Here is a 12,279-nt window from a genome sequence, read left to right on the forward strand (position 1 = left end):
ACAGTGAGACGCCGACAGCCGTATGGCCTGCTCCACACAAGAAAGCCGTCGGTCGGAGTTGGCGGATGGATGAAACGTATATCAAGGTCCGAGGCCAGTGGAAATATTTGTATCGCGCAGTCGACAAGGAGGGTAACACGGTGGATTTTCTACTGCTGCCCATCGTGACAAGGCCGCGGCGCGGCGCTACTTCGAAAAGTCAATCGAGCAAAACGGCGAACCCGAGACGGTGACAATCGATAAAAGCGGTGCGAACCTGGCCGCGCTGGATGCTCTCAACGCGGAACGGGAAACACCGATCAAGATTCGCCAGAACAAGTATCTGAGCAATGTCGTCGAGCAGGATCATCGGGCGATCAAGCGACGCACGCGGGCTATGCTCGGCTTCAAGAATTTTCGTTGCGCCCGGATCCTGTTGAGCGGCATCGAGCTCATGCACATGATCGCCAAGGGCCAAATGCATGACCGTGGCATCGGATACACTCACGCCCAGCAGTTTTACTCACTGGCAACATAAGCAATCCAACTTATACTGCCGTTTGTTCGCCATCTTGCCCTTACCGTGACAAAACCTATTTGACAGACACGCCGAGTCTCACGACGCGGCCAACCGACGGAACGCCACTGCTGTTGACGAGAAAGAGCAGGTAATGCCCCGGAGGTGCGATATTGCCGCTTGCCGGTGCCGTAATATCGAGCGTGCCAGCGGTTGCCCCACGCCTGAAGGTCAACGTGTTGAGGCGCTGATTTTCGTTAAAGGCATGGGTTACGGACGTGATGCGAATAAGCGTTACCTTGGAGATACTCGACGCATTAGTACTCTGGACGGAGAACGTCTGGCCGTAACTGATGCTGGATGTCACTGCCGATAGCGCTGGCCGTGCTCCTTTGAACAGGTAGGGAGGCGAAAATGCTTCCGGCACCAGTTGGCCGTTTCCACCGGTACTGAGCACCCGACCATCAGGCAAAAGCACGGCCGCCGAGTGATAGATCCGCGGAATAGCTGCGCTGCTTGTTGCCAGCGTTGTCCAACGTTCTGTCACGGGATTCCAGAGTTCGGCCGAGTAGACGGCGTGTGTCGCGTCGTTGAAACCGGGGCCGGATGTACCGCCCGTCACCAGGACGTTCCCGTCCGGCAGCAAGGTCGCATTCACCTGGCGCCGCGCAACGCTCATGGGTGCTACGGAACGCCATGCGGGCGACGGCTGGTTCAAGTCGATGACTTCCGCCGACTTGGTCGGCGGATCTCCGCCACCGAGGACCAGGACCTTGCCGTCGTACATCACAGCAGATCCGTAGGTCCGATTTCCGAACGTACGCGTTGTGAGCCGTGTCCATGATCCGGCGCCAGAAGTATCCAGGTAGCGGGTGATGGCGGTGGGGCCGACATTGATGACCTTTCCGTTCGGCGCGAGAAACATCATCGGGTAGAGATCCAAACCAAGCTGTGCGCTTGTCAGATTTCGCCACGTATTCGTTCCGGCCCGATAAACCTGCGGAAGCGTGTTGTTGGCATAGCTGGTACTCATGGTTCCCGAAACGACGAGTGCATCGCCATTCGCAAGTGTCGTCACTGTCGGATACCAGCGTCCGGCATTCATGCTGGGTGCGGCGGACCAAGAGTTCGTGGCCGGATTATAAAGACTGGCATATCGAACGCCGTCGCCGTTCGCGCTTGTATTGATTCCGTTGTGTCCGCCAGCGACAAACAGTCGCCCGTCCGCGAGAAACGCATGACCCGAGCAAAAAGCGTTATAGCTTAACGGTGCTAATGTCGTCAGATTTTGAGTTGCAGGGTCCCACAGCCGGGGATCGTTACCAACATTCGTACCATCGCCGCTCCATATCATGACCTTGCCGTTAGGCAGCAGATGATTATGGACGGGGTAGAAAGGCAGACTGATGAGTGACTGCCATTGGCCAATCTGACCTGGCGTTTGCGCGCTCGCTGGGAGGACAATTAACGTGGTCAGCGCGCTCAGCAGGCACGACAGTGCGCGAACAAAAGGTCTGTCGGTTTCCATGATTTACGCTCACGGCTTAAGGAGAAATACCCGAATGGGCGCCTCGTGCTCCTCATGTGCATCGCCAGTAGCTTCATGTCCAATGGCAACGATCATGCCAGACTGATTGATTCCGACAGCCGCTGTTAATACAAGCGCAGATGGACCAATAAGACTGTTTAGATCCTGAAGCCCGTTAGCTGGTGTCCAGAGGAATGCACGGTTACCCGAATTGCTCCCTGATGTTCCGACAATGTTGCCTCGCGCATTGATGCCAAGGGCTTGGCTAAACTTGCCGCCCGGCAGCGTCCCAAGATCAATGATCCCACCGCCCGACAGCCACAGCGTTGCGCGGCGTGCTCCGCTCGCATCTTCAGAAAACCCCACGACGTTACCCGATGCGCTTATTCCAGTTGGCTCACTCATCATGTAATTTGAAAGTACGCCCAGTTCTTGGGGAGTGCCCGCTTTTGGCCAGAGAATGGCACGTCGACCGGCTCCGTTATCCACGACGCCAACCACGTCGCTCCGGTCATTCAGGGCTAATGCCCTCACGGTAACACCTGAGCCGCCTGCCAATGCAGTGACTGCCCCGTTCGCCGCCCAGATGACGGCGCGCTCTCCATCAGGACCGCTCGAATATCCAGCCGCCTGGCCGCTATTGTTTATCGCGAATGCGGTGCTGGCGGTGTCGCCTGCCAGTGGCGGTAGTTCTTGCGTGCTTCCTGCTGCCGTCGTCACGAATCCACGCACGGCGATCGCCGTGTTAGATCCTCCGACAACACTGCCGGCATCGTTGATGCCGAACGTGATCGTGTAGTCACTGTTGGCCAGCCCGCCGATGACTCGCACCGCACGATTAGCGAAAACAAGCCCTCGGGGCCTGCCGTCGCGTTCAGTGCCTGTGACAGGAACGCCTCCACCGACAGCGGCACCCGTCACATTTGGACCATGCACGGTTGCGGGATGCCCTTGTAAAAGGGTGGCGATGTCAATGACCGTGTAGGTGGCCGCCCACGCTTTACCACCGGCAAGCAGGAGAGATAAAAGGAACAGTGCGCCGGCGAGCTTCGGTGCCAGGCGCGGGAGGAAAAGACGTTCATGCTCGTTCATGACTTCCTCGGTATCGACACGAGGTTTTCCGCGAATCGTAATAAAGCCTTCGTCTTCGGAAAATGTCGGCGTTCAGCGTAACGACGATGCTGGAAACGAGTAATTTGAGGTTCCGAACGGGGATTAAGGTGGCTTGCGAATTAGACGGTCAACTCACTACCGTTCGTCCCACACTGTCGGCGTCAGTCTGCATATTTAGTTAAATATTCGTCACATCCTTTGACACCGAAGACAGCCCGCGGGTTCCAAAGAACACGCGGGCTTCTGACGTGTGCTCGATTGCAGTGTCGCCATTCTTCGCAATTATACGAATCGGGTGGAGGCTCAATAGAAACTGAGCGTTGAGGCGATTAAACGCGGAAGCCTGGTCGCAGCATCAGGGTCTGCGCCCCGGATGGATCTGTTGCAGTAAGGCGCTCCGCTATGATGTGCGGAACGACACGAACAGTTGAAAGCTCGATGAAGACGTTGAATCCGGTGGTGGCCCGAGTGCTTAGACGCCTGCATTTTCCGCTCGACGTAATCCTGACCTGCGTGCGCTGGTATGTAGCCTATCTTCTGAGCCTGCGGCACCTCGAAGATATGATGGCCGAGCGCGGCGTTTCGGTCGACCATTCGACAGTGCACCGCTGGGCCGTCAAGCTGTTGCCAGCGCTGGAGAAAGCGTTTCGCCTGCGCAAGCGGCCAGTTGGCAAGAGCTGGCGCATGGACGAGCGCCCGATACAGTGAACATCGACAAAAACGGTGCCAATCTCGCCGCGCTCGATGGGATCAATGCCGACCGTGAACGCCCATCAAGATCCGCCAGTCGAAATATCTCAACAACCTGGTTGAGCAGGACCATAGGGCCACCAAGCTGCGGACGCGACCCATGCTGGGGTTCAAGAGTTTTCGCTGTGCCCGGATCCTTCTGGCCGGCATTGAGTTGATGCACATGATCGCGAAAGGGCAGATGAAGTGTGTTCGTGGAACCTATCCGTCCGCCGCCGATCAATTCTACGACCTCGCAATATAAGTTGCACTTTGCATATCGATTTCGCTCGCTCATCGATTCTTATCGCGACAGAGTCGCCCCTTGCGATATCGGGCGCCGTAGTTGACCAACGTGCCCGCGTTCTTCTCCAGGTAACTGGAAGCAGTGTTCAGATTCCACCACAACGTATTGAATTCGTATCCCTGCCTTGCGAGGCGCTGACTGTCCAGTGCCTTGATCCGCTCCAACGCCTTGCGGCTCTTTCCATGCCAGACCAGCCATTTGGCGCGGATGATCTCGGTCTCCACCGATTCGCGTTCCATCGAGTCGATCATCTTGCTGCCGAATACCCTCGACGGTCTTCCCAAACTCACCGGGTTCGTCGTCGCTGATCACTGTCACGCGTTCACCGCTAGCCGTCCAGATCGAAGCAGAACGCCTCTTGGCGGTGGTCTTCGAAGGGATAGCGTTGCCGCGCCAACTACCGTTGAAAGCTTGTTTCGCCCCTAGCCGAGGAGGCAGAGCCGAACAAGCATATATGCGGCAAAGGGTACGAATACCCCTACGGCAGAGACGCCGATCAGAAAACACAGATCAGCGGATTTTCGGAACGACTCAAGCGTCTGGTGGCTGGGCGTCGCCATCGCGTTGACGTGCGACCAAACCGGCCGCGTGGAAGGAATGTCGCGGCTAAGGCGCGAACGGTCGAGGCGATTTCGAGTGCGAAACGCATGCGTCCGTCGCGGTCGCCGCCGTACTCGTCGTCACGTCGATTGGCGATTGGCGAGAGGAACGAGTGAATCAGATAGCCGTGCGCGGCGTGGACATCGAGCACGTCGAACGGTCCTCGAAGCACTTGCAATGGACGCACAAACCGGCCCCTTTCGCGGTCGAACGACACTTCCACGCCGGCGGGTGGAGCGTTGAGCTCGCGGGATCCGACGAACGACCTACACTGCTAATACGGCACCACTGCCGTATCGGAGGTCTCACCGTTTCGCTCGACGACCACTGGGCCGAATTTGTCGGAGATGCGTGCGAGTCGGGCGCTACAACACGGCGATCGTCGAAAGGGACGATCGAGCTCGATAACGGTCATCCGAAATGACGCATCATTGATACCCTCCTCAACGTTACCTGATGAACACCGAACAATTTTTCCTGACGACATCAACGCTGGATGCTCCGAACTGTTCGATATTTGGTGCGGACGGCGCATCTATCCATGGCGTCATCATCTAGTCCATCGGCACAGTAATAACAGCGCGCCCTGCGGCGCGTTTCACAAGCTCCGCGTGGTGCGATGGCGGGCCCCACCACCTTGCGAGTCCACGCGGAATCCGGTGGCCGAGCACAAGCAGGTCGGCGTCGAGTAAGCCTGCATACCTGGTCATGCTGTCGACCACGTTGCCTACTGCGACATATCCGCGAGAAACGGTCCCGCTCTCCCTTAAATGTTGCAGCGCTTCCCTTAAAGCCTGCTTTGCTGCGTTTTCCATCTGGACATATTCGATGCCCGATACGTGTCCCACACTGCAGCCTACAGCCGAGACAATATCCACTACCGACAGCACGTGAACAGTCGCGCTCAACGCATACCCCAAGCGGGTCACGCGCAGTAATGCCGATCTGGATTCAGGTGATCCATCGTAGTAGACGAGCAGATTGTAGTGGTCAGGCATACGGACCCTCGAATCGTGCGACGAAGGGAGTTTCGTCGAATCTGTAATTTCCATAACACCCCGGTGGACGTGGTATTCCAGAGACGCATAACTTTTGTGTCGCCCCGTCGGTGTTCACCGTCGCGGAATAAAACCGCCGTGTGAGTGGCGAGGCGTGAACAAGTGAAGGGTGGCGGCCGGGACAACGCGCCACGAAATCGGAGAAATTCCATTCAACACATGACCAACCAGTATCAATCATTGGTCGGCCCGATGCGTTGAAACTGTTCTCTTCTCCTTTCAATCGCGTCCCTTGGCGTCATGCCATATCGCGCCTTGAATGCGCGACTAAAATGCGCAGGAGTGGAAAATCCACATCGATATGCAATCTCACTTACTTGAATTGATCTTTCGACGCATCGTTCTAGCAGGTTTGCGGCAAGTTCCAGCCGCCTTGACCAGACGTAGCGCATCAATGAACTACCCTCAGTTTTGAAAAGTCGATTCAGGTGTGCTTCGGAAGCATTTACTGCGGACGCAATGAGGGTTGCCGTCAGGTCCGCGTTACGAAGATTTTGCGCGATAAACCGCTTCGCGCGGAACAACGTCGCATCACCGCTCCTCGATCGTATCAAGGCAGATGGATCCTCAATGAGAATGTCCACAAGGTCCAGCAATTGTTCGCCCTGTCGGCGACGCATGTTTGTACTCGTGGACCCATTTTGCCGGGCGACGCCTGAGATAACATCGCCGATGGCTCGAACATCTGATGTCGCGATGTCAGGCACAACCAGACCACGCAGGTCATGCCGAAAGCCTCTCTCTTTCAAGGCGCTCTTGGGAATTCGCACTGCGATCATCTGCGCGCGTTCTGCAAAGATCTGCCGGTATGGCTTTGCCGGATCGACAAGCACCATGCTGCCCGCCTCGAAACGTCGTACCTGTCCATTCTGTTCAAGCACCATCGAGCCCGTTTCGATCAGCTTGACGAACAGATACGGTTCGGAAAGCTCCGCGATCGGTGACAAAGACTGATGAGCAAGTTCAACGCAAAGCAACTCCACTTGCCCCAGATTCCAGCTCATTGAGCTCGAGCCTGCCGAATCTCCCGGCGAAAACTCGCAATGCAGTCCATATGCGCTGGACGTCTGATGACGCCAGCTGTCTCTGCTGTCGGCGTGTTCACCCAACACTACGTGAACCTTTTCAGTCTGCATATCGTGGCGGCTCCCATCGACGCACTTTCGACGTGCGTGAATTCGCGTTCGTTGCCGAGTTCCATGAACTGAAAACAGTTACCTCGCCGCTTTTATTCCACGGCTCCTCGATCCAAAGGATGGCAGGAACAGATAGTGCGGACCAGTCAAGTAATCCGTCGGTTCTGGAGAACTTCTTTGTGTCCGTCGCACGTAAGCTGCAAAGCCATGTAGCTGCAATCGCCCTCACGCGGCGGCACCTGCAAACATGGCCTGAATAGCCCAGCGCTTACCGTGTCCATCTTTCCATCTGGAGAACCGCCTATGAATGCCGTCCAATCGTATTTCTGGAATCCGGAGTCGCATCCGGCGCTAGAGCAGCACATCACGCCCGTGCGAATCGCGCGCGGGGATGGTTGTTATCTGCTCGACGATCGGGGTAACAAGCTGGTGGACGGATCGTCGGGGCTTTGGAACGTTCTCGTCGGACATAACCGCCGGGAGATCAAGGAAGCGATCATTCGACAACTCGACGAACTCGAATACTCAACGCTCTTTGGCGGCGCAATCACGCATCCCCGCGCGGAAGAGCTAGCGAAGCTGCTCATCGAAATGCTCGAACCGGAAGGGATGCGCCGGGTGTTTTTCAGCCTCGGCGGCTCTGATGCAATCGAGACCGCATTGAAGCTCGCACGCCAGTACTGGAAAGTGGAACGGCAAGCCGATCGCACGAAGTTCATTTCTCTGAAGATGGCCTATCACGGCACGCATTTCGGTTCCGCTGCCGTAACAGGGTTCACTGCATTCCGGCGCAACCATGAGCCGAATTTGCCCGGCTGCTCTCACGTGGAAGCGCCGTGGCTTTATCGCAACCCCTTTACGCAGGACCCAAAAGAACTGGCGCACATCTGCGCGGAGTTGCTCGAAAGAGAAATTGTCTTTCAGGGCGCCGACACGGTGGCTGCGTTCATCGCCGAACCAATACAAGGCGCTGGCGGTGTCATCGTGCCCCCGGCTGACTACTGGCCGCTCGTCCGCGAGGTGTGCGACAGGCATGGTGTATTGTTGATCGCCGATGAGGTCGTCACTGGTTTTGGACGTACGGGGACAATGTTTGGCAGCCGCGGCTGGGGCGTGAAGCCGGACATCATGTGCTTCGCCAAAGGGATTTCGTCAGGCTATGTGCCACTTGGCGCGACGACAGTCAATGAAAGAATCGAGCGGGCCTTTCTGAACAATGGCGATTTCACGGGCGCAATCATGCATGGTTACACGAGCTCAGGTCATCCCGTCGCCTGCGCGGCTGCCCTCGCAACGCTGAAGATCTTGCGCGAAGAGAATCTCGTCGCAAACGCCGCGAGGCAGGGTGATTATCTGCTCCAGGCGTTGCGGCCGTTTGCCGAACGCTATCGCACGGTCGGAGACGTTCGTGGGAAAGGTCTGCTGGTCGGACTCGACCTTGTAAAAGACAAGTCGTCGCGAGAGCCCGTCGATATGATGTCCGGGTACGCGGCGGCCGTCTGCGACGTTGCACGTCAGCACGGCGCACTCATACGCCCGATGGGTGCATTGATTGCCGTGACGCCACCACTCGTCGTCGAAGCACCTCAGATCGATGCAATTGTATCGGCGCTTGCCGCTGGCTTCGAGAAGGTGCCAGTTTCTTGAAGCCCGCTCAGTTCCTTTACCGGACTGTTGCTGTCTTGGCCTCTGATCGTCGACATCAAACGCTGATTCGGTCGCGGTGAATAACATCGGCACTCCATAGCTGGAAAACAGGACGAAATAGCGCTGGAGTCTTTTTCCAGCAGGATGCGGCGCTATAGACATGTCACGATCAACATCTTTGTCTTATGGTGAAAGGCACCAGAGGAAGCTCATGAAGATCGAAGAATATGTGATTCTTGTAACCGGCGCAAATCGCGACTCGACCTTCAATTTGCGAAACAGACGATGGCGCGAGAGGCACAAAAAGGTCTACGCCACCGAGCGAAACATATCACCACCATGAACAATGTCATTCCTGTCAAGTTCGATATCACCCAAACGCGCTGTCGATAACCGCCAAGTGTCAATGTGCGCATTCTGACACTCCTTCTCTACATGAGGTGAGGCACGCCGACAATGAGCCCTAGCCAGTCGGTGCTGCTGCCGTACTCCCAGGCCGTGCCGGGGTCATTGACGAGAAGCTTTCGGGGCAGAGTCTGGGCAGCTACGTCAAGCAGCATGTCTACGGGCCGCTGGGAATGCGCGACTCAACATTCGCGCCCAGCGACGAGCAGCGCGAGCGGCTGCTGCGCGTGATGCAACGTCAGGCCGACGGCACCCTCGCGCCTTCCAACGTCGATCTGCCGCCGACCTCCGAATGGGACGCTGCCGGCCACGGCTCTTACGGCACGGTGCAGGACTACGGCCGCTTCCTGCAGGCATGGCTCAACGATGGTGCCGGCGTCCTTGAACCGGAGACCGTGCGGATAGCACTGCAGAACCATCTCGGACAGATCAGGGTCCCCGAACTTATGAAGTCCACGCTGCCCGGACTGTCGAATGACGTGCCCGCAGCGCCGGTGCCGCAGGGCTGGGGCCTGGGCTTCCACCTCACACTCGCCGACGTGCCGGACATGCGCAGCAGCGGCACGGGTGACTGGGCCGGTGTCTTCAACTGCTACTACTGGATCGACCGCTCCAAGGGCATCGGCGCGGTACTGATGACGCAGTTGCTGCCCTTCTACGACACGCCTGTCATCGAGACACTCATTAGGTTCGAGATGGCCGTATACCAGCAGGTGGAAGCAGCCGTACCCGCGGCATGACGCCAGAGCGCGCGCGGTGCGATCGGGACCAGCTGTCTGTGTGCTCAGGTTGGTGCGCTCGCCGTCGGCCTTGAGCGACCGCTCTCGTGCTGTCAGGTCTGGCGGTTAGGTATCCGGCTTGTGTCGTGTACTGCCGGTCGGGCGACGGTCAAAGCGACCGCTCGCCTGGAGTGTTCGACCATCGTCCGTTGCGGAACTGCGGATTCAACCGTTGGATGGACTCTGGCAGGTTGATGAAACGGCGGTGGAATGAAGCGATGAAGAAGACGAAATCGCTTTATCATGGTCATCGCTTCCCTGCCGGCGTCATCAGCTGCGCGGTTCGCTGGTACTTCCGATTCGGCCTGAGCCTGCGCGACATTGAGTCGTTGTTGCTCGAGCGTGATGTCGTGATCACGGACGAAACGTTCCAACGCTTTGTCGCGGTAGTTTGCAGTTGGCTTGCCCCCATCGACGGGACTTCGCTTCCATTCACGAGGCCGGGCTCTTACTTTTTGGCCGCGCCTTTACATTGTTATCTTCGAGTTTGCCGAAAAGTGAACTCATGGTCTGCCTCGCCCGCGCGAGGCGGCTCATGATGGTGCCGATAGGCACGTCGAGCACCTTGGCGGCCTCGTTGTAACTGAGCCCCTCGATTGCAACGAGAAGCATGACGACGCGTTGCGCTTCGGGTAACTGTCCGACGGCACTCACGATCTGCCCATACATTGCATCGGTTTCTGGCGTCCGCGCAGCAGGATCGGCCACCGTCTCGAGAAACGCTTCGTCCCATTCCACACTCGACCGACTACGGACCTTGCGGGCCCATAGTTCGTTGATCCATGTGGAGTGGACAATCGAAAACATCCAGCTGATCGCCGACGTGTCGGGCTGCAACTGGTGCAGGCGCTCAAGCGCGCGGACGCAAGCGCGCTGTACAAGATCCTCCGCATCGTGCCTGTCGCCCGTAATGCGTAACGCGAAGGTCCACAGTCGCGGCAGCATTTCGGGAAGCATGCTGGGTAAGTCTGCGTCGCTCGCCGGCACATGCATTTCATCCCGACTTACAGTTCGTGGCTTAACCAGGTCGAACGCTTCTTCCCGCTGATTGCCGGCAAGGCCATACGCCGTGGCTCGTTTGGTTCGGTCAAGCAACTGGTTAAACGTATCGATCAATTTGTCTCTCACTACAACCAGAACTGCAAGCCATTCATGTGGACTGCTACCACTGATTCCATCCTCGCCAAGCTACAAAGACTACGTACGCGAACCAGCGGAACGGGATACTAGTTCCTTGCGCCAGACGAGAGTCTGGACGCGATGGTGCGCAACGAGTTCCTGAAGAGTGTCGAAGATGATGTCGGGAGCCGCACCCTTTCGCGTCTTCCGGACGCGATCCCAGGCTTCGGCCCGGCCGCTTGATCCATGCGCAATGGATGCCGAGATCGTTGGCGGGAATGACGTCCGCGCGCAGACTTTGCCCGATATGGAGGATCTCGCTGCGATCAATCCCCAGATCGGCATATTATCGATAATCGATAATTGGTAAACTAGCGTCAGTCTAAATCTATGTCAACATACGGAAGTCGCTATTTTTGCTACGTGAAAACCCTATGAATCAACTCACCTCGCTCGCCAAGTCATTTCAGGAAAAGCGGCAGCCCATTTCGAGTGTTGTGGCCGATTCGTTACGCGAAGCGATTTTTCGCGCCGTGCTGAAACAGGGGGAATCCTTACGGCAGGACGCGATCGCGAAGCAGTTCGGCGTTAGTCAGGTGACCGTGCGGGAGGCCTTCCGGCTGCTCGCGGGAGAAGGAATCGTTGAAATCGTGCCACGGCGGGGTGCGGTGGTCGCGTCGCTCTCGCCGGCGGATGTGGAAGAGATCGTCGAGCTCCGTATCGCGCTTGAAACCATGTTGGTCGCGCACGCGATTCCGCGCCTGGACGAAAACGATTTCATAGCGGTGGATAAGATCGTCCGGAAGCTTGATAGGACCCGTTCGATGGATGAGCAACTCGCCCTGAATGTGGACTTTCACACGCACTTGTACGCGAGGGCGGAGCGGCCGCGTACATTGGCGACGTTGGAAAAGCTACGGCTCGCACTTGAACCGTATCTGCGATTGCTGTGGGCCCGGTCGGACTACAAATCCCACTCGCAAGATGATCACCGGCAGATTGTTTCACTGTGCAGGAAGCGCGATGTGAAGGGGGCACAGGATGTCCTGGCGAAACATATTGCAAACACCGGTCAGGAAATCATGCATTTGCTCAATCGTGAATAGTCACAAGCTGACGTTGACCCCGCTAAGGCGCTCCTCGGGTTGCAGTTGCCTGTACCAAGTTCTTTCGTTCATCGAACACCCTATACGGGACAGGGTGTTGCACTTTAGATTTGAGGCCGCTGCGGAAAAAGCAAAGCCACACTTCGCCTCCTCAATGGGACGCGAAGCGTGGAGACACTTTACAGCGAGTAGTACAGTTCGAATTCGACCGGGTGCGTGGTCATACGCACGCGTTGCAGTTCGCCTTCCTTCAGTT

At 57.1% G+C, this 12,279-nt stretch carries 9 protein-coding genes and 5 pseudogenes; 7 read left to right on the forward strand and 7 right to left on the reverse strand.

The window, feature by feature from the left end; translation table 11 throughout:
- Positions 1 to 35: 35 nt before the first annotated feature.
- Positions 36 to 517: pseudogene (locus J8I87_RS27080) on the forward strand (IS6 family transposase); the annotation flags it as partial.
- Positions 518 to 572: 55 nt separating this feature from the next.
- Here the strand turns inward: J8I87_RS27080 and J8I87_RS27085 are convergent.
- Entirely contained in the window at positions 573 to 2,024 is a 1,452-nt protein-coding gene (locus tag J8I87_RS27085) for a galactose oxidase-like domain-containing protein (protein WP_209935134.1), read from the reverse strand.
- A gap of 9 nt (positions 2,025 to 2,033) precedes the next feature.
- Positions 2,034 to 3,116, reverse strand: a complete 1,083-nt coding sequence (locus J8I87_RS27090) for a hypothetical protein (protein WP_209935136.1) — start codon at positions 3,114 to 3,116, stop codon at positions 2,034 to 2,036.
- Positions 3,117 to 3,575: 459 nt separating this feature from the next.
- Here J8I87_RS27090 and J8I87_RS27095 point away from each other — a divergent pair.
- Positions 3,576 to 4,131, forward strand: a pseudogene (locus J8I87_RS27095) (IS6 family transposase).
- Positions 4,132 to 4,160: 29 nt separating this feature from the next.
- On the opposite strand, the gene J8I87_RS27100 reads toward J8I87_RS27095, so the two are convergent.
- The 4 genes and pseudogenes from J8I87_RS27100 to J8I87_RS27115 all read right to left on the reverse strand — a co-directional run bounded on the left by J8I87_RS27100 (position 4,161) and on the right by J8I87_RS27115 (position 6,835).
- Positions 4,161 to 4,412, reverse strand: a complete 252-nt coding sequence (locus J8I87_RS27100) for a hypothetical protein (RefSeq protein ID WP_209935137.1) — start codon at positions 4,410 to 4,412, stop codon at positions 4,161 to 4,163.
- A 371-nt stretch (positions 4,413 to 4,783) separates the two neighbouring features.
- Positions 4,784 to 4,921, reverse strand: a pseudogene (locus J8I87_RS44970) (oxidoreductase); the annotation flags it as partial.
- Between the two features lie 406 nt (positions 4,922 to 5,327).
- Positions 5,328 to 5,771, reverse strand: coding sequence for a universal stress protein (locus J8I87_RS27110; RefSeq protein WP_209935139.1), 444 nt, complete (start codon positions 5,769 to 5,771; stop codon positions 5,328 to 5,330).
- Between the two features lie 233 nt (positions 5,772 to 6,004).
- Positions 6,005 to 6,835: a helix-turn-helix domain-containing protein gene (locus J8I87_RS27115; RefSeq protein ID WP_409518806.1), complete on the reverse strand. Its 831-nt coding sequence runs from the start codon at positions 6,833 to 6,835 to the stop codon at positions 6,005 to 6,007.
- A gap of 435 nt (positions 6,836 to 7,270) precedes the next feature.
- On the opposite strand from J8I87_RS27115, the gene J8I87_RS27120 reads away from it, so the two are divergent.
- From J8I87_RS27120 to J8I87_RS44975, 3 genes and pseudogenes are all read left to right on the forward strand, one after another.
- Entirely contained in the window at positions 7,271 to 8,614 is a 1,344-nt protein-coding gene (locus tag J8I87_RS27120) for an aminotransferase class III-fold pyridoxal phosphate-dependent enzyme (protein WP_209935142.1), read from the forward strand.
- Between the two features lie 509 nt (positions 8,615 to 9,123).
- Entirely contained in the window at positions 9,124 to 9,759 is a 636-nt protein-coding gene (locus tag J8I87_RS27125; RefSeq protein WP_209935154.1) for a serine hydrolase domain-containing protein, read from the forward strand.
- A 257-nt stretch (positions 9,760 to 10,016) separates the two neighbouring features.
- Positions 10,017 to 10,172: pseudogene (locus tag J8I87_RS44975) on the forward strand (IS6 family transposase); the annotation flags it as partial.
- A 58-nt stretch (positions 10,173 to 10,230) separates the two neighbouring features.
- Here the strand turns inward: J8I87_RS44975 and J8I87_RS27135 are convergent.
- Positions 10,231 to 10,791 carry an RNA polymerase sigma factor gene (locus J8I87_RS27135; RefSeq protein WP_209935155.1) on the reverse strand — a complete coding sequence of 187 codons (561 nt, stop codon included), beginning with the start codon at positions 10,789 to 10,791 and terminating at the stop codon, positions 10,231 to 10,233.
- Between J8I87_RS27135 and J8I87_RS27140 the strand changes: the two are divergent.
- Positions 10,777 to 11,028 (forward strand): annotated as a pseudogene (locus tag J8I87_RS27140) (IS630 family transposase); the annotation flags it as partial. The gene J8I87_RS27135 and the pseudogene J8I87_RS27140 overlap by 15 nt on opposite strands.
- A gap of 323 nt (positions 11,029 to 11,351) precedes the next feature.
- A complete protein-coding gene (locus tag J8I87_RS27145) occupies positions 11,352 to 12,023 on the forward strand; it encodes a GntR family transcriptional regulator (protein ID WP_209935144.1) in 672 nt (223 codons plus the stop codon).
- Positions 12,024 to 12,279 lie beyond the last annotated feature (256 nt).

This window comes from Paraburkholderia sp. LEh10, assembly GCF_017814945.1.
Lineage (GTDB): Bacteria > Pseudomonadota > Gammaproteobacteria > Burkholderiales > Burkholderiaceae > Paraburkholderia.